The organism is Streptomyces piniterrae (assembly GCF_005048155.1).
GTDB lineage: Bacteria > Actinomycetota > Actinomycetes > Streptomycetales > Streptomycetaceae > Streptomyces > Streptomyces piniterrae.
Window position 1 is genome coordinate 13132 of record NZ_SUMB01000014.1, and the last position, 16676, is coordinate 29807.

16 protein-coding genes are annotated in these 16676 nt (G+C 74.0%); 11 read left to right on the top strand and 5 right to left on the bottom strand.

All coding sequences use genetic code 11. The features are described 5' to 3' along the window. Positions 1 to 36: 36 nt before the first annotated feature. From FCH28_RS31910 to FCH28_RS31920, 3 genes are all read left to right on the top strand, one after another. Positions 37 to 1017, top strand: coding sequence for a FecCD family ABC transporter permease (locus tag FCH28_RS31910; protein ID WP_246103419.1), 981 nt, complete (start codon positions 37 to 39; stop codon positions 1015 to 1017). Further along, positions 1014 to 2138, top strand: a complete 1125-nt coding sequence (locus FCH28_RS31915; RefSeq protein ID WP_136743694.1) for a FecCD family ABC transporter permease — start codon at positions 1014 to 1016, stop codon at positions 2136 to 2138. The genes FCH28_RS31910 and FCH28_RS31915 overlap by 4 nt, the downstream gene beginning before the upstream one ends. Positions 2139 to 2280: 142 nt before the next feature. Beyond that, positions 2281 to 3180 (top strand): ABC transporter ATP-binding protein, encoded by a 900-nt coding sequence (locus FCH28_RS31920; protein ID WP_136743695.1) that lies wholly within the window; start codon positions 2281 to 2283, stop codon positions 3178 to 3180. Here FCH28_RS31920 and FCH28_RS31925 read toward each other — a convergent pair. Further along, complete coding sequence (locus FCH28_RS31925) at positions 3164 to 3511, bottom strand: SCP2 sterol-binding domain-containing protein (RefSeq protein ID WP_136743696.1); 348 nt, start codon at positions 3509 to 3511, stop codon at positions 3164 to 3166. The two genes, FCH28_RS31920 and FCH28_RS31925, sit on opposite strands and share 17 nt — an antisense overlap. Before the next feature lie 83 nt (positions 3512 to 3594). On the opposite strand from FCH28_RS31925, the gene FCH28_RS40160 reads away from it, so the two are divergent. Genes FCH28_RS40160 through FCH28_RS31940 form a run of 3 tightly spaced genes read left to right on the top strand, consistent with a single transcriptional unit; the run spans position 3595 to position 5838 of the window. Then, complete coding sequence (locus tag FCH28_RS40160) at positions 3595 to 4077, top strand: hypothetical protein (RefSeq protein ID WP_425472045.1); 483 nt, start codon at positions 3595 to 3597, stop codon at positions 4075 to 4077. Between the two features lie 7 nt (positions 4078 to 4084). Then, positions 4085 to 4900: a TlyA family RNA methyltransferase gene (locus tag FCH28_RS31935; RefSeq protein WP_136743697.1), complete on the top strand. Its 816-nt coding sequence runs from the start codon at positions 4085 to 4087 to the stop codon at positions 4898 to 4900. Next, on the top strand, positions 4897 to 5838 hold the full coding sequence (locus tag FCH28_RS31940) for an NAD kinase (protein ID WP_136743698.1): 942 nt from the start codon (positions 4897 to 4899) through the stop codon (positions 5836 to 5838). Before FCH28_RS31935 ends, FCH28_RS31940 begins: the two co-directional genes overlap by 4 nt. Positions 5839 to 5932: 94 nt before the next feature. Here the strand turns inward: FCH28_RS31940 and FCH28_RS31945 are convergent, their stop codons facing one another. Beyond that, on the bottom strand, positions 5933 to 7426 hold the full coding sequence (locus tag FCH28_RS31945; protein WP_136743699.1) for a S41 family peptidase: 1494 nt from the start codon (positions 7424 to 7426) through the stop codon (positions 5933 to 5935). 22 nt (positions 7427 to 7448) lie between these two features. Then, complete coding sequence (locus FCH28_RS38375; RefSeq protein ID WP_169314308.1) at positions 7449 to 7607, bottom strand: hypothetical protein; 159 nt, start codon at positions 7605 to 7607, stop codon at positions 7449 to 7451. Between the two features lie 179 nt (positions 7608 to 7786). Here FCH28_RS38375 and FCH28_RS38380 point away from each other — a divergent pair, with 179 nt between their 5' ends. The 4 genes from FCH28_RS38380 (at position 7787) to FCH28_RS31960 (ending at position 12519) form a co-directional block, all read left to right on the top strand. After that, a complete protein-coding gene (locus FCH28_RS38380) occupies positions 7787 to 7936 on the top strand; it encodes a hypothetical protein (RefSeq protein WP_169314309.1) in 150 nt (49 codons plus the stop codon). Between the two features lie 210 nt (positions 7937 to 8146). After that, positions 8147 to 9874 carry a DNA repair protein RecN gene (gene recN, locus FCH28_RS31950; protein WP_136743869.1) on the top strand — a complete coding sequence of 576 codons (1728 nt, stop codon included), beginning with the start codon at positions 8147 to 8149 and terminating at the stop codon, positions 9872 to 9874. 152 nt (positions 9875 to 10026) lie between these two features. Further along, a complete protein-coding gene (locus tag FCH28_RS31955; protein ID WP_136743700.1) occupies positions 10027 to 10818 on the top strand; it encodes a hypothetical protein in 792 nt (263 codons plus the stop codon). A gap of 540 nt (positions 10819 to 11358) precedes the next feature. Continuing rightward, positions 11359 to 12519: a glycosyltransferase family 4 protein gene (locus FCH28_RS31960; protein ID WP_136743701.1), complete on the top strand. Its 1161-nt coding sequence runs from the start codon at positions 11359 to 11361 to the stop codon at positions 12517 to 12519. Between the two features lie 72 nt (positions 12520 to 12591). On the opposite strand, the gene FCH28_RS31965 is transcribed toward FCH28_RS31960, so the two are convergent. Further along, on the bottom strand, positions 12592 to 14229 hold the full coding sequence (locus FCH28_RS31965) for a PucR family transcriptional regulator (RefSeq protein WP_136743702.1): 1638 nt from the start codon (positions 14227 to 14229) through the stop codon (positions 12592 to 12594). A 109-nt stretch (positions 14230 to 14338) separates the two neighbouring features. Beyond that, positions 14339 to 15391, bottom strand: a complete 1053-nt coding sequence (locus FCH28_RS31970) for a LacI family DNA-binding transcriptional regulator (RefSeq protein ID WP_136743703.1) — start codon at positions 15389 to 15391, stop codon at positions 14339 to 14341. A gap of 245 nt (positions 15392 to 15636) precedes the next feature. Here FCH28_RS31970 and FCH28_RS31975 point away from each other — a divergent pair, with 245 nt between their 5' ends. After that, positions 15637 to 16653 (top strand): glycoside hydrolase family 16 protein, encoded by a 1017-nt coding sequence (locus FCH28_RS31975; protein WP_246103420.1) that lies wholly within the window; start codon positions 15637 to 15639, stop codon positions 16651 to 16653. Positions 16654 to 16676: the final 23 nt, after the last annotated feature.

Below are 16676 nucleotides of genomic sequence, written 5' to 3' on the forward strand. Positions count from 1 at the left end.
GCCCCGGCATCCGTGGCGCCACCGCGTCGTCAGGTCATGCGCTCCACAGGGCTGCTCGCCTCCGTTGCCGCCCTCGCCGTCGTCGTCGCGCTCGGCATCGCCGTCGGCGCCAAACAGATACCCCTGGACCAGGTTTGGCACGGGGTGTTCCAGTACTCCGGCTCCGATACGGACGTGGTCATCCGCGATGTGCGCCTCCCGCGCACCCTCCTCGGACTGCTCGTCGGCGCCGCCCTCGGCCTGGCCGGCACGGTCATGCAGGCGCTGACCCGGAACCCCCTCGCGGACCCCGGAATCCTGGGCATCAACGCCGGCGCCTCGGCCGCGGTCGTCTCCGCCATCAGCTTCTTCGGCGTCACCTCGCTGACCGGCTATGTGTGGTTCGCGTTCGCCGGCGCCGCACTCGTCTCCGTCGCGGTGTACGTCCTCGGCGGCACCCGCAACGCCACACCGGTACGGCTCGCGCTCGCCGGCACCGCGCTGACCGCCGTCCTCGTCGGCTACATCAACGCGGTCAACCTGATGGACACCGCGGCGCTGGACAAGATGCGTTTCTGGACGGTCGGTTCGCTGGCTGCCGCCACCATGCCGACGGTCACCTGGATCGCGCCGTTCCTCGTGGCCGGCGGCGTCCTCGCGCTGCTCATCGCCCGGCCGCTGAACGCCATCGCGCTCGGCGACGACCAGGCGCGGGCGCTGGGCGCCCGGCTGACCCGCACCCGGGTGCTGGCGATGACCGCCGTCACGCTGCTGTGCGGCGGGGCCACCGCCGCCTGCGGCCCGATCGTGTACGTCGGCCTGATGGTTCCGCATGTCGTACGCGCCATCACCGGCCCCGACATGCGCTGGATCCTGCCGTACTCCGCGGTGCTCTCCCCGGTCCTGCTGCTGGGCGCGGACATCCTCGGCCGGGTCGTGGCCCGGCCCGGCGAGCTTCAGGTCGGCATCGTCACGGCCATCGTCGGCGGACCGGTCTTCATCTATCTCGTACGGCGTCGGAGGATGGCCCAGCTGTGAACGCGATCGTGAAGCCCGGGGCGGGCACGGAAGCGGGCGCGCCCGGCGAGGGCGCCAAGACGGGTGGCCAGGGGGCGCCCGTGCACCGGCGGGTGAGGTCGGTACGCACCGCGGGCGGGCTGTCGCTGCGCCTGGACCTGCGCGCCGTCCTCGTCGGACTGCTGCTGCTGGCCGTCGCGCTGGCCGCGGGCATCGCCCTGATCGGCTCCGGGGACTACCCGATGACGCCGGGCGAGGTGCTCGGCGCGCTGACCGGCGGCGGCAACGCCGGCCAGGAGTTCATCGTGCGCGAACTGCGGCTGCCGCGGGTGCTGGTGGGGCTGCTGGTCGGCGCCTCCTTCGGGATCGCCGGAGCCGTCTTCCAGACCGTCACGCGCAACCCGCTGGGCAGCCCCGACGTCCTCGGCTTCGCCCAGGGCTCGTCGGTCGGCGCGCTGGTCGTCATCGTCTTCTTCCAGGGCGGCACCTTCGCGGTCGCCGCAGGTGCGGTCGTCGGCGGTGTGGCCACCGGCGTCGCCTTCTTCCTGCTCGCCTGGAAGCGCGGCATCCAGGGCTATCGCTTCGTGCTCGTCGGGATCGGCGGCTCCGCGATGCTCTACGCCGTCGTGCTCTACCTCCTCACCAAGGCGAACATCGTCGAGGCGACCCGAGCCACCACCTGGATGAACGGTTCGCTCAACGGCCGGGACTGGGACCAGGTCTGGCCACTGGCCGCCGTCTGCGCCGTGCTCATCCCCCTGGCGCTGTTCTACGGTCGCCCGCTGCGCATGCTGGAGATGGGCGACGACGCGGCGTACGCGCTGGGCGTACGGGTCGACCGGGTCCGCGTCATCGCGCTGCTGGCGGCCGTCCTGCTCGTCGCCGCCGCCACCGCCGCGGCAGGGCCGATCGCCTTCGTGGCGCTCACCGCACCGCAGCTGGCCCGCCGGCTCACCCGCTCGCCCGGCCCCAACCTGCTGCCGTCCGCCTTCATGGGCGCCGTGCTGCTGGTCACCGCGGACTGGGCCGCACAGCGCCTCTTCGGCGCCGACCAGTTGCCGGTGGGCGTACTGACCGGCGTCCTCGGCGGCGGGTATCTGCTGTGGCTGCTGACTGTGGAGCGGCGGTCGGGGCGGATATGAGCGGCGGACGGGGCGGTACGAGAGTCCGTCGGGGCGGAACGAGCGGCCGCCGGGGCGGTAGGAGAGGCCGCCGGGCAGAGCAGGCACCGGCCCGGTGGCTGCCGGGCAACACCAGCGTCACCACAACCCCAGGAGTTTCGAAGTGAGCCGTCTCACGGCCGAGAACGTCACCCTCGCCTACGACCAGCGGGTCATCGCCGAAAACCTCTCGGTCGCGATCCCCGACCACTCCTTCACGGTCATCGTCGGACCCAACGCCTGCGGCAAGTCCACACTGCTGCGCGCGCTCTCGCGGATGCTCAGGCCGACCGCCGGATCGGTGCTGCTGGACGGCTCGGCGATCTCCTCGCTCCCGGCCAAGAAGGTGGCCAGGACGCTCGGGCTGCTGCCGCAGTCCTCGATCGCACCGGACGGGATCACCGTGTCGGACCTGGTGGCACGCGGCCGCTACCCGCACCAGGGACTGCTGCGCCAGTGGTCGGCCGACGACGAGCGGATCGTCGAGGAGTCGATGGCGGCGACCGGCGTCGGCGAGCTCGCCGAGCGCTACGTCGACGAGCTCTCGGGCGGGCAGCGGCAGCGTGTGTGGATCGCGATGGCGCTCGCCCAGCAGACACCGCTGCTGCTCCTCGACGAGCCGACGACATACCTGGACATCCAGCATCAGATCGAGGTCCTCGACCTGTGCGCGGAGCTGCACGAGGAGCAGGGACGCACCCTCGTCGCCGTGCTCCACGACCTCAATCACGCCGCCCGTTACGCCAGCCACCTCATCGCCATGAAGAACGGCGCGATCATCGCCGAGGGCGCGCCCTCGGAGATAGTCACGGCCGAGCTCGTGGAGCGCGTCTTCGGGCTCGGCTGCCAGGTCATCGACGACCCGGAGACCGGCACCCCGCTGGTCATCCCGGCGGCACGGAAGCCCCGCCGGGCCACGGCGGATGACCCGGTGGACGGTTCGGATGGTTCGGACGGCGGGGCGGAACGCGGGGCGGGTGGCGGACCGGCGCGGCGGGCCGCCGCGACTACAGCAGTGTCCTGAGGCGCAGCAGGTCGCGCAGGCCCGCTTCCAGCTTGACGCGGCCGCTGCCCCACGCCTTCGCGAAGTTCAGCTCGCCGTCCACCAGCGCGATCAGATCGTCCCCGGCCATGGACAGCCGGATCTCGGCCTTTTGAGGCGGCGGGCCGGGGACGCTGGTCACGTCCCGGATGGTGCCGTCGGCCAGTCGCCCCAGGAACGTGATGTCCAGGTCCGTGATGCGGCAGCTGAGCGAGCGGTCGAGCGCGGCGGCGCTGCGTACGTCGCCGTCCGCCGAGGACATGTTCTGGGCCAGCCGGTCGAGCGCGGCGCGGCACTGGTCGGGAGTCGCCATCGCGCTCGACGATACGCCAGGTCGCGGGCGGCTCGTTCGTCCGCCGGCGGTCCCGTGGCGGGGCGCCGAGGTAGCGTCGGGGCATGCAAGAGCCGACGTCCGGCCCGGAGCCGGAGGCACCCGCGGAGCACGACGGGTCTGCCGTACCCGCCGAGACCGCCGTATCCCCCGAGAGCGCCGCGTCCGTCGAGGGCGCTGCGACCACCTGGGGCGCTGCGACCACCGCGCCCCCCGAGGCTGGTGCGACCCCTGAGGCCGGTGCGGCCGCTGAGAGCGCCGAGCCCGCGGACCCCGCTGCCACCGTGGGTGCGCCCGCCGACGCCGTGGGGCCCGCCGAGCCGCAGCCGCTCGGAATCGGGATCACGCCGACCGGGGACGCCACGGTGGACGCCCGGCTGCGGCGCCTCGCCGATGCCGACCACCTCCCCGCCGCCGGCCATCTCGACGTGTACGAGGATGTGCACCGTGGGCTGCGCGACGCGCTGGCCGCTCTCGACCAGCGCCCCGGGCCGCCCGCCCCGTCCGCGACGACGCGCGACACGGCGACGTACGACAACAGGAGCTGAACCACAGGTGGCAGGAGTGGCACGACGCCGACTCGACGCGGAGCTGGTGCGCCGCAAGCTGGCCCGCTCGCGCGAGCACGCGAGCCAGCTGATCGCCGCGGGGCGGGTGACCGTCGGCGGGGCGACCGCGTCCAAGCCGGCCACCCAGGTGGAGACCAGCGCGGCCGTGGTCGTCCGCACCGACGAGAGCGACCCCGACTATGTCTCCCGCGGCGGCCACAAGCTCGCCGGCGCCCTTGATGCCTTCGCCCCGCACGGACTGCGGATCGAAGGCCGGCGGGCCCTGGACGCGGGCGCCTCGACGGGCGGCTTCACCGACGTCCTGCTGCGGGCCGGCGCCGGACATGTCGTCGCCGTCGACGTCGGATACGGACAGCTCGCCTGGTCCCTGCAGAGTGATGACCGGGTCACCGTGAAGGACCGTACGAACGTACGCGAGTTGACGCTGGAGCAGATCGACTCGGTGCCCGTCGACCTCGTCGTCGGCGATCTCTCCTTCATCCCGCTGGGGCTCGTACTGCCCGCGCTCGTCCGCTGCACGGCGCCCGACGCGGACCTGGTGCTCATGGTCAAGCCGCAGTTCGAGGTCGGCAAGGAGCGGCTGGGCAGCGGCGGGGTGGTGCGCAGCCCGGAACTGCGGGCCGAGGCGGTACGCGCGGTCGCCGGCCGGGCGGCCGAACTGGGGCTCGGCGTGCTCGGTGTGACCGCCAGCCCGTTGCCTGGACCTTCCGGGAATGTCGAGTACTTTCTGTGGCTGCGCGCCGGGGCGCCTGCACTCGACCCGGCGGATGTCGACCGTGCAGTGGCGGAGGGGCCCCGTTGACCACTACCCAGGCAGTTGAAGGCAGCGCAGCGCACGAGGGGAACGACGCGCCGCGGACCGTTTTCCTGCTCGCGCACACCGGCCGCCCGGCGGCCATCCGCAGCGCCGAACTCGTCGTCCAGGGACTGCTGCGCAGCGGGATCGGGGTGCGGGTGCTGGCGGAGGAGGCCGCGGATCTGCCGCTGCCGCCGGAAGTGGTGCGCGTCGAGTCGGAGCAGTGCGCGGCCGAGGGCTGCGAACTGCTGGTGGTGCTCGGCGGGGACGGCACGCTGCTGCGCGGCGCGGACTTCGCCCGTACCTCGGGAGTGCCGATGCTCGGTGTCAACCTCGGCCGGGTCGGTTTCCTGGCGGAGGCCGAACGCGACGACCTCGACAAGGTTGTCGACCGGGTCGTCACCCGCGCCTACGAGGTCGAGGAGCGGATGACGCTCGATGTCCTCGTCCGCAACAACGGCGGTGTCGTGCACACCGACTGGGCGCTGAACGAGGCATCGGTGGAGAAGGCGGCCCGGGAGCGGATGCTGGAGGTCGTCACCGAGGTCGACGGCCGGCCCGTGTCGCGCTTCGGCGGGGACGGGGTGGTCTGCGCGACCCCGACCGGCTCGACCGCGTATGCCTTCTCGGCGGGCGGCCCCGTGGTCTGGCCCGAGGTCGAGGCGCTGCTGATGGTTCCGATCAGCGCGCACGCCCTGTTCGCCAAGCCGCTGGTCACCTCGCCGAATTCGGTACTGGCGGTGGAGGTCCAGCCCAAGACCCCGCACGGCGTCCTGTGGTGCGACGGCCGCCGCAGCGTGGAACTCCCCGCCGGCGCGCGGGTGGAGGTCCGCCGCGGCGCCGTGCCCGTACGCCTCGCGCGACTGCACCATGCCTCCTTCACCGATCGTCTGGTCGCCAAGTTCGCCCTGCCGGTGGCGGGGTGGCGGGGGGCGCCGCACTAGGGCCGACTCATCGGACAGGCCCTGGGCGGGGTCGCCGCGCGAGGCGGGAGGCGCCGGGACACGGCCGCCTCCCGCGCCTTCGGTCGCCGGCCTCCTAGCCGCCGTTCCCGGGCGCCCGTGGCGACAGATACGCGCGGGCGCGGGTGAGCGCGGAGTCGCGGTGTGCGGTCAGCTCCTCGTCCGTGAAGACGGGGGTGGCGAGGGCCGGAGGTATGCCGGGGCCGTCGAAGGTCCGTCCGTCGGCGGTCAGGAACTCCTCGTTGGGGAGGCCGAAGGTCCAGCCGTTCGGCAGGGCGCGGTCCAGGATGTCGGAGAACACGCCCTGGGTGTTCTCGCCGATGCGGGTGGGGGAGGGCGAGCGGCCCATCAGGGACTGGGTGAAGGTCTCGCCCGCGCTGATCGTCAGCCGCCCGGTCAGGACCGCGACCGGACCGGTGTAGACGGGGCCCTTGTGCGGGTGGACCTTTATGGGCTGGGGCACGGTGAACCTGCCGGGATCATGGGGGTCGTTGCGCGCCCGCTTGCGGTAGGCGAGATAGGGACGGTCGGTGAGCCGCGAGGCGATGCGCAGACCGAGCGGGTCCTGGCCGCCGCCGTTGACCCGTACGTCGACGATGAGGCCGCGCAGGGCGGTCGGACCCTGCGTACGGGACTTGGTGAACACGGAGTCCAGGGCCCGGTCGAGCTCGGCGACATCGCCGGCGTAGTCGCCCTTCTTGGTGTAGTCCGCGAACTGGGTGACCCGGAAGTAGCCGATGCGGCCGGGGAGATCGGCGTACGAGAGCTTGCCCTGGGCCCAGCGCCGTTGGGCGACCCCGGGGCCGAGATTCGCCGCGATCGCCTCCTCGACGCGGGCGGTGGACTCGGGTGTTGGCAGGACGGTGCCCGGACGCCTGCCGGCGAACCACTGATCGGGCCCGGCTATGACCCGGGTATGGGCGTCGTACAGCGGCTCGATCATCTTGCGCAGCACCGCGAAGAGTTCGTCGTCGGTGGTCTTCGCCGTGATCCGGGGCCGGTAGCGGTCGCGGACCGCCGTCCAGTCGATCTTCTTCGCGCGGAAGAAGGGGTAGTTCTCGGCGAAGGTCTGCCAGAAGACGTCGAAGACCGCACGGGGGTCGTGCGGCGGGCGCTTTCGGCAGCGGTCGGGCAGTGTCCCGACGCGGTGCAGGCCTCGGTGGCCGGCGGAGTCCTCGAAGGACAGCCGGGCCCGGCCGGCGCCCGACGGGGTCACCGTCAGGGGGGCCGAGTCGGGCACCGTGAAAACGCTCCGGCCGTGCCCGTCGGGACCGGCCGTGCGGGTGCCCGTGACCGAGCCGGGCAGGCAGCTGATGCTCGTGGTGTCGTACGTCCGCAGGCTGCGGCCCTCGATGGCGACGAGGGTGCCGTAGCCGTCCATCCGCCAGACGCCGTTCAGGGACGCGGGCGGGGCGGCGGCCTGAGCTCCGGGCGCGGACCGGGCCGGGGCGGGAGTTCCCGGGTCCGCACAGGCGGCGGTGGCGGTGAGGGCGGTCAGGGCGGCGAGTAACAGGGCCGTGCCGCCGGTGCGGCGGGGGCGTCGTGGGCCGTTGAGCCGTGGGCCGTTCATCGGGTGTGCCTCTCTGGTGGGGTCAGGCCGCGGTCAGGGTTTCCGTGGCGCGGCGGCGCAGGCCGGTGTGGACGGGCAGGCCGGTGGCGAGCAGCGCGAGCAGGACCGTGCCGCCGGCTGTCGCGCCGGCCGTCGTCCAGGGCGCATACGGCGGTGCGTCGCCGAACGTCTGGTGCAGCATCGGGGCGATGGTGAACAGCGCGATGGCCGCACCGAGGACGAGGGCGGTGCCGGCGATGGCGGCGGAGCCCGCGTACAGAGCATCGCGAACTCGCGGTGCTGCTGGACGACGGCCGTCCCCATCGTCGAGGCGACCACGAAGTCGACATATAGACCGACTCGACGGGAAGGACGAGAGACATGCCCCCGACGTCGTCGGCCTCCGTCGTCCGTCGCGCGGCGGCCGGCACACCGGTCGTACCGGTCGCCGCGAGCGTGGCCGTCGACACATTCACGACCGTCGCGGCGAACGGCGTCGCCACCGCCGTCCCCGTGAATGCGGGCCGTTGACCCAGCGGCGCCGCACGCGCCGATCCGCTGCACATGAGCACACCTTTCGTTGCTGTCTGTGATCAGCGTGACGGTCGGCCACCGTCCCGCACCATGCGGCATCCACCCGTTTTTCGGTGGGGTTTTCCTCAGGTGCGCGGGCAGGAGAGAGGGGGAGGCCGTCGCGGGGCGGCCCCCGGACCTCGTAAGGTCGTATCCGTGTTGGAGGAGATGCGGATCCGGTCCCTGGGCGTCATTGACGACGCCGTTGTCGAGCTGTCCCCGGGTTTCACGGCGGTGACGGGCGAGACCGGCGCGGGCAAGACCATGGTCGTCACCAGCCTCGGCCTGCTGCTCGGCGGGCGCGCGGACCCCGCCCTGGTGCGGATCGGTGCCAAGTCGGCGGTCGTGGAGGGCCGGATCACCACCGGCCCCGACACCCCGGCGGCCGTACGGGCCGAGGAGGCCGGCGCGGAGCTGGACGACGGCGCGCTGCTGATCAGCCGCACCGTCTCCGCCGAAGGCCGCTCGCGCGCCCACGTCGGCGGCCGTTCCGTACCCGTCGGACTGCTGGGGGAGTTGGCCGACGACCTGGTCGCCGTGCACGGCCAGACCGACCAGCAGGGCCTGCTGCGGCCGGCCCGCCAGCGGCAGGCCCTGGACCGCTACGCCGGCGACGCGGTCGCCGTCCCGCTCGCCGCCTACGCGGCCGCCCACCGCCGGCTGCGCGCCGTCGCCGCCGAGCTGGACGAGTTGACGACGCTCGCCCGCGAGCGCTCCCAGGAAGCGGATCTGCTGCGCTTCGGCCTCGACGAGATCGCCGCGGCCGAACCCCAACCGGGCGAGGACACCGAACTCGCCGCGGAAGCCGAGCGGCTCGGCCACGCCGAGGCGCTGGCCTCCGCCGCGTCCGCCGCGCATGCCGCGCTGGCCGGCAACCCCGAGGACCCCGAGGGCGTCGACGCCACGACCCTGGTCGCCGGCGCCCATCGCGCGCTGGAGGCCGTACGCAGCCACGACCGGGAGCTGTCCACGCTGGCCGAGCGGCTCGGTGAGATCGGCATCCTGATGGCGGACGTGGCCGGCGAGCTGGCCAGTTACGCCGACGGCCTGGACGCCGACCCGCTGCGGCTCGCCGCCGTCGAGGAGCGCAGGGCCGCCCTGACCCACCTGACCCGCAAATACGGCGAGGACATCACGGCGGTGCTGGCCTGGGCCGAGGAGAGTGCCGCGCGGCTCGCCGAACTGGACGGCGACGACGACCGGATCGGCGAGCTGACCGCGGAGCGGGACGCGCTCCGCGTCGAACTGGGTGAACTCGCACAGGAGCTGACCGACGCGCGCACCGCCTCCGCGAAGCGGTTCGCCGACGCGGTCACCGCCGAACTCGGCGAACTCGCCATGCCGCACGCCCGGGTGAGCGTCGACATCCGGCAGACCGAGGTGGCGGAGGACGCCGACGGCATCGTGGTCGGCGGCCGCACCGTCGCCTACGGCCCGGCCGGCGCCGACGAGGTGGAGCTCCTGCTGGCGCCGCACCCGGGTGCACCGCCCCGGCCGATCTCCAAGGGCGCGTCCGGCGGTGAGCTGTCCCGGGTGATGCTCGCCGTCGAGGTCGTCTTCGCCGGCTCCGACCCCGTACCGACCTACCTCTTCGACGAGGTGGACGCGGGCGTGGGCGGCAAGGCGGCCGTCGAGGTGGGCCGTCGGCTGGCCAGGCTCGCGAAGTCGGCGCAGGTCGTGGTGGTCACACACCTCCCGCAGGTCGCGGCGTTCGCGGACCGCCAGTTGCTGGTCGAGAAGACGAACGACGGGTCGGTCACCAGGAGCGGCGTCACCGTCCTGGAGGGCGAGGAACGGGTCCGCGAACTCTCCCGGATGCTCGCCGGCCAGGAGGACTCGGAGACGGCCCGCGCCCACGCCGAGGAACTGCTGGAGACGGCCCGGACGGGGCGGTAGAGGGCCGGGGACACGGGCTGGGGCATGCCGCCCGGTACCACGCGAGGGCGGGAAGGACCAGGTCAGCGGCGGCCTCCCGGCTGGTCGTGAGGCTCTCGCCCCTAAGGTGGCCCGGAGTTGAGCGCGGCACGGTGCCGGGCGAGGGGAGCGACATGGTGGGGATGGCCGGCGGCAGGGTGTGGGGGCGGATCTCCGCGCTGCTCGGGGCGGCGGGCACGACCCGGGCTGCCTACGGGGCGTTCAGGAGCCGGCCGCCGGGCGGTGCCGCCCGGTGGGAGCGGAAGAACTACGCGGGCCGCACCGTGAACCTGCATGCCGGACTCGCCACGGCCACCGGCACCGCGCTCGCCGCCGCCACCGCGCCGGGACTGCCCGGCCGGGTCAGGGGCGCCACGGCCCTGGCGGTCCTCGCCGCCGGGGGCTGCGGTGCGTACGACGACGCCGTCGGCGCGGGTGACCCGCGGCGCGGATTCCGGGCGCACCTCTCGGCACTCCGGCACGGCGAGGTCACCAGTGGAGCGGTGAAGCTGTTCGGGATCGGTGCCGCGGGTCTCGCCGCTGGTGCCCTCCTCAAGGAGCGCCCGGCCGACAAGCTGCTGGCGGGCGTGGTGATAGCGGGGTCGGCCCATCTGGTGAACCTCCTGGACGTCCGGCCGGGCCGGGCCGCGGGCGCCGTGCTGGTCCTCGGGGCGCCGGGGCTGCTGCGCGGCGGGCCGGCGGGTCCGCTGTCCGCCGCGCCCATGGGTGCCGCGGCCGCGGTCGTCGGTGACGACCTCGGGGAACGCACGATGCTCGGGGACGCCGGAGCGCACGCACTCGGCGCGGCCCTCGGGCTCGCCATCGTGACCGGGAACGGCCGCAGGGGGCTGGCCGTACATGCCGCCGGGCTGATCGCCGCCGCGGCCGCCGGCGACCACGTCAGCCGGGCCGCCGCAGCGGTCTGACGTACGCCGCCGCGATACGCACCCCCGGGGCGGCCACCGGAGCCACCCGGGGCAGCGGCCACGCCGAGCGGCGGAGCGTCGGGCGCCGGAGCCGCCCCTCGCCGCCCCCGCTGCCCCATCGGCCTCTTCCGCCCCGGGGGAACGGCAACCAGCGCAGTCGATTTGTCGCCCATGTGGGTGAACCCGCGGATGTGCGGGTGAGACTTCCCACCGGAACCGGATGCCCGCGGCGCCGAATTGGCGTCGTCGGGCTGGCATCCTGGGGCGCGGGCGCGGTTCCGGGCGGGTGTGCCGCGTCGTGTCCGGTCGGGGGGCGTCAGTGCCGTTGACGGCTGAGTGCCGCGGTGTACGGAGCGCCTCCGGGTGCCTCGCGCCATTCCGAACCGGTCGCGATCCGATCGGTTCCGGTACTACCCCGTCGAACTTCGTAACAACCCGCCACGACCCGCAACACCCCGCAGCACGCCGCAGAGCCTTGTAGTACTTCGACCGCCCCACCGGTACGGTCCGTACCGTCCGCCGACCCAGGAGCCCGACCACGTGACCAGCACCCCGACCCCGTCAAACGGGCAGTCGCCGCTGCGCACGGTCCAGGTGCTGGGGCGCGGCGGCGCCGGCAGCGCCGCGCATGTCCGCTCGCTGGCCGCGGGGCTCGTGGCGCGCGGCGTGCGCGTGACGGTCTGCGCCACGTCCGACACCGAGTCCGCCTACGACTTCACCGGAGCGGGCGCCCGGTTCGCCCAGGTCGCGCCGCGTACGGACCCGGCGAGCGTGGCCTCGCTGCGCAGCGCCTGCTGGGACGCCGACCTCGTGCACGCGCACGGTCTGGGGGCGGGGCTGCGCGCCTCCTTGGCGCTGCGCGGACTCCGCGGCCCCAGGGGAGGGCGCGTGCCGCTGGTCATCACCTGGCACACAAAGGCGCACACCGAGGGCGCGCGGGCCGGGCTCGTGCATCTGATGGAGCGGCGCGTGGCACGGGCCGCCGCGGTCGTCCTGGGGGTCTGCTCCGATCTTGTGGACCGGGCGCGTGAACGGGGCGCGCGCGATGCGCGCCTGGCGCCGGTCGCGATTCCGCGCCCCCGGCCGGTCCGCGCGCCGTCCGAGCCCGAGGACCACGACCGGATGCGTCACAAGGAGCGGGCCGAACTGGGCGCCGTGGACCGCCCGTTGCTGCTCGCGGTCGGCCGGCTCGACCCGTCCAAGGGCCATGACCTGCTGCTCGACGCGGCGCATGCCTGGTGCGCGCTCGACCCGCAGCCGCTGCTCGCCATCGCGGGGGAGGGCGAGCAGCGGGCCGCGCTGCAGCGGCGCATCGACGCCGAGCGGCTGCCCGTCCAGCTGCTCGGCCGCCGCGACGATGTGCCGGAACTCCTCGCCGCCGCCGACCTGGTGGTGCTGCCCAGCCGCTGGGAGGCCCGCTCCCTGATCGCCCAGGAGGCGCTGCGTGCCGGGGTGCCGCTGGTCGCCACCGACACCGGAGGCACCCGCGAACTCGTCGGCCGGGCCGCGGAACTGGTCCGCTACGGGGATGCCACGGCCCTGGCGCGCTCCGTCCTCGGCCTCCTCGCGGACCCCGCACGCCGGGACGCGCTCGCCGAGGCGGGCCGCGTCCAGGCCGCCGGCTGGCCCAGCGAGGACGACACGGTCGCGCAGGTCCTCAGCGTCTACGACGAGTTGACCCAGCCGGTTCAGCCGGTTTAGCGCGCTTTGTGCGTGCGGTGAGCCGGAGTGGAGAGGGACGCACGGGAGCCCCCGTCCCCGCGTCCGATGCCCTCAAGGGCGCTCCGTATGGCGGCGTGCGCGCAGGGCCAGCCGCAGGCCCAGGACCGTCTGCGGGTCGTCCAGGTCCGTGGCCAGCAGCTGGGCGATGCGCGCCAGGCGGTCGTAGAGCGTCTGCCGGTTCACGTTCAGATCGCGGGCCGTCTCGGCCTTGCGGCCGGCGCTCGCCAGATACGCCTCCAGCGTCGGCAGCAGCGGCTGGCGGGCGGCGCGGTCGTGCGCGAGCAGCGGACCGATGGCGCGCTCCACGAAGTCGGTGAGGACGTCCTGCTCGCCGTGTTCGCGCATCCGCCAGAGCAGCAGCTCGATGTCCAGGCGGCGCGCGTCGTACCAGGGCTGTTCGGGCAGCCCCTGCGCAGCGGCCGCCGCCTCCGCGGCATGCCGCAGCCCGGGGCCCGCCGCGGCCCAGTCGCCCGCCGTACCGACGACGACCACCGGGCGGTGCGCGGACGGCCGGTCGAGGCCCGCCCGGACGACTCCGGCGCGCAGCGCCTCGGCGATCCGGTCGGCGAGGGCGTCGCGGCTCTGGCCCGCGCGCGGTGCCACGAGCATCGGAACCCGGCCCTCCACGGGCCGTACGCCCAGCAGCACGGGTGCCCCGAGGCCGGCGAGTTCCTCGCGCAGGGTCTGGGCGAGGAGGGCCCAGCTGCCGGGGGAGGGGAGGCCGGCGGGCAGCCGCATGACCACCGGAAGGACGGGGTCGGTCCCGGGGCGGAAGCCCAGCAGGCGGGCCTGGGCGGGCGCTTCGGCCGCCGAGATCCGGCCCTCGGCCAGGTCGGCGAGGAAGTCGCCGCGGCCTCGTGCGGCCAGCGCCTCCTCCTGGCGGGACTGGAGCATGACCACGGCCAGGAGGTCGGCGGCGCGTTCGGCGGCGATCCGGTGGAGCGGCGCGACGGGGGCGTTGACGGGGAGCAGGACCAGGCGGGCGCGTACGGCGTCGGGACCGGGGCCGCCCCCGGGGACGTCGACGCGCACGCCGGAGTCGCGCAGCCCCTCCCAGGCCAGCAGGGGGTCCGCGTCCGCGGGGCCGCCGGCCGACTCGTCGCCCTCCGGGCCGGCGGCGTAGAGCGGGCTGCCGTCGGGCGCCTCCAGGCAGAGCGGGTTGCCGGTGAAGACGGCCAGCAGCCGGAGCACCTCGGGGGCGCCGCCGCCGCGCAGCAGCACGTCCGTACAGCGCCGCAGGATCTCGTCGGCCCGGCGCAGCAGCGTGTAGTGGCTGTTGATGATCTCGGTGTGGATCGCCTCGGTGACGGTGACGTACGGGACCTCGCGGTGCAGCTGGATCAGCGGCAGCGCGAACTCCCGCGCCGCGTCGACCATCGCCGCGGGCACCGATTCGAAACGAGAGCCCAGCTCCACGACGAGAGCAGCGATCTCGCGGTCCGCGAGCTTGCGGATGAACGCACGCTGCTCGGACGGCCGGGCGCCCAGCCCCAGACCGGTGGTCAGCAGCAGCTCGCCACCCTTGAGCAGCGAGGCGATATGCGGGACCTCGCCGGCGTGCACCCAGCGCACCGGACGGTCCAACCGGTCCTCACCGGCCAGCACCTCCGGCAGGCCGCGCCGCAGCGCGGGCAGCTCCAGCGCCCTGCGTACCGTGATCTCGGCTTCGATCTTCGCTTCCGGCCCCATGGCGTGGAACGGTACCCGGAGTCCGGTATGCGGAGGGCGCCGGCGGTCCGGCGGCCGGACTCGCGGGGGCGGCCGGCGGAGCCGGCGGCCCGCCGGCCGCCCCGCACCCTCACCCCGACTCCCGCACCACCAACCGCGCCTCCGTCACCACCGGCGCAAGCCCGGCCGCGTCCGTGCCCCCGTGCCCCAGCCGCCTCAGCAGCAACCGGGCCATCAGCCGCCCCATCTCCTCCACGTCCTGCCGCACCGTCGTCAGCGGCGGATCCGCCCAGGCCGCGGGCTCCAGATCGTCGTAGCCGACCACCGCCACATCGTCCGGCACCCGCCGCCCGCGGGCCCGCAGCGTCCGCAGGGCGCCGTTCGCCATCAGGTCGGAGCAGGCGAAGACGGCGTCCAGATCCGGCGCGGCGTCCAGCAGCCGGGCCATCGCCCGCTCCCCGCCGCCCGCCGTGAACGCGCCGTCCGCGATCAGCCGCGGGTCCGGATCGGCCGTGCCCAGCGCGTCGCGATAGCCGTCGAGACGGTCCAGCGCGGAGGTCTGGTCGAGCGGTCCTGTGATGATCGCGATCCGGCGGCGGCCACGGCCGAGCAGATGGCGTACGGCCTGGCGGGCGCCGTCGCGGTTGTCGGTGTCGACGTACAACAACGGCGCTGCCCCCGGCGCGCACTCGGCGCCCGCCCAGCCGGGCCGGCCGCCGTAGACGGTGGGCAGCCCGGCGCTCTCGGCCATACCGGGCAGCGGGTCGTCGCGGTGCAGCGAGAACATCAGCGCACCGTCGACATGGCCGCCCGCCAGATAGCGGCCGATGCGCGGGTAGTCGTCGCGGTGCTCCACGAAGAGCAGCAGCAACTGGGTGTCGGCGGTGGACAGTTCGCGGCTGATCCCGCGCAGCTGGCGGCCGAAGAACGGATCGGAGAAGACCCGGGTCTCCGGTTCGGCGATGATCACGGCGACCGCCCCGGTGCGGCGGGTCACCAGTGAACGGGCCGCGCTGTTGGGTACGTAACCCAGCTCGGTCACCGCTTGGCGGACCTTCTCCTGGACCGCGGCCCGTACCCCCGCACCGCCGTTGACCACACGGGACACCGTCGCGCGGGAGACTCCGGCGCGCGCCGCGACGGCCTCCAGCGTCGGCCGCGGACCGTTCGGTTCAGACACCATGCAGCACCATCCAACTCCTTTTTTCACGCGGCGACTTGACGGTGTCCCGTCGAGTCGGCAGGGTGCACTGCACACGCCATGAGAGCGCTCTCATAGCGGGTACCCCCCAAGGAACTCCTCACTGCCCCCCACTGTGCCGAGGAGAGAATGTCATGAGCATGAGAAAGAACGCCGCGAGTAGGGCCGGAAACAGGGGAATACGAGCCGAAAGGCGCATAATCCAGGCCGCAAGCCGGACGAGAGCAGTGCTCAGCGTCGCGAGCGCCGCACTCGCCACCACCTGCGCCCTCACCCTCCCGACTGCATCGGCCGCCCAGCAAGCCACCCCACCGCGAGGGCCGCAGCCACCATCGAGCTCCGCCCCGGCAGCCCCGCTGCGCCCCCTGCAGCCACCACCGCACACCAGCCCAGGCGCCCCCTCCGGCTTCGAGGAAATCTGGCGCACCGACTTCGACGGCACCGCCGGATCGCGCCCCTCCGCCGACGACTGGATCATCGACACCGGCACCGGCTACCCGGGAGGCCCGGCCAACTGGGGCACCGGCGAGCGCCAGACCTACACCGACCGCCCCGAGAACCTCCAGCTCGACGGCTCGGGCCACCTCAGGATCACCGCACGGAAGGACGGCGCCACCTGGACCTCGGGCCGGATCGAGACCCAGCGCACCGACTTCGCGGCCCCCGCCGGCGGCAAGCTCCGCATCGAGGCGAGCATCCGGATGCCGGATGTCTCCGGTGACGCGGCCCTCGGCTACTGGCCCGCGTTCTGGACACTCGGCGCCGACTACCGCGGCACGTACTGGAACTGGCCGGGCATCGGCGAGTTCGACATCATGGAGAACGTCAACGGCATCAACAAGGTCTGGGGCGTACTGCACTGCGGCGTCAACCCCGGCGGGCCGTGCAACGAGACCCAGGGCAGGGGCAGTTCACGCGAGTGCCCGGACACCGCCTGCCAGGCCGGGTTCCACACGTACGCGCTGGAACTGGACCGCACCGACGGCGCCTCGGAATCACTGAACTGGTACGTCGACGGTCAGAGGTTCCACACCGTCAACGCCTCCGAGATGGACGCCGACACCTGGGCGAAGGCCACCCATCACGGCCACTTCCTGCTGCTCAACCTCGCGATGGGCGGTGCCTTCCCGGACGGGGCGGCCGGCCGCGCGACACCCACGGACGCGACCCGGCCGGGCGGCTCCCTGCTCGTCGACAACGTTGCCGTCTCCGTACAGCAGCCCGCCCGGCGGACCTCCCGATAACCGGACCTCCCGCCAACCCCCCA

Coding starts and splice junctions, on each gene's coding strand:
- FCH28_RS31910 (WP_246103419.1), top strand. CDS start 37: ATGCGCTCCACAGGGCTGCTCGCCTCCGTTGCCGCCCTCGCCGTCGTC.
- FCH28_RS31925 (WP_136743696.1), bottom strand. CDS start 3,511: ATGGCGACTCCCGACCAGTGCCGCGCCGCGCTCGACCGGCTGGCCCAG.
- FCH28_RS40160 (WP_425472045.1), top strand. CDS start 3,595: ATGCAAGAGCCGACGTCCGGCCCGGAGCCGGAGGCACCCGCGGAGCAC.
- FCH28_RS31945 (WP_136743699.1), bottom strand. CDS start 7,426: ATGAACGGCCCACGGCTCAACGGCCCACGACGCCCCCGCCGCACCGGC.
- FCH28_RS38375 (WP_169314308.1), bottom strand. CDS start 7,607: ATGCTGCACCAGACGTTCGGCGACGCACCGCCGTATGCGCCCTGGACG.
- FCH28_RS38380 (WP_169314309.1), top strand. CDS start 7,787: ATGCCCCCGACGTCGTCGGCCTCCGTCGTCCGTCGCGCGGCGGCCGGC.
- recN (WP_136743869.1), top strand. CDS start 8,147: ATGCGGATCCGGTCCCTGGGCGTCATTGACGACGCCGTTGTCGAGCTG.
- FCH28_RS31955 (WP_136743700.1), top strand. CDS start 10,027: ATGGTGGGGATGGCCGGCGGCAGGGTGTGGGGGCGGATCTCCGCGCTG.
- FCH28_RS31965 (WP_136743702.1), bottom strand. CDS start 14,229: ATGGGGCCGGAAGCGAAGATCGAAGCCGAGATCACGGTACGCAGGGCG.
- FCH28_RS31970 (WP_136743703.1), bottom strand. CDS start 15,391: ATGGTGTCTGAACCGAACGGTCCGCGGCCGACGCTGGAGGCCGTCGCG.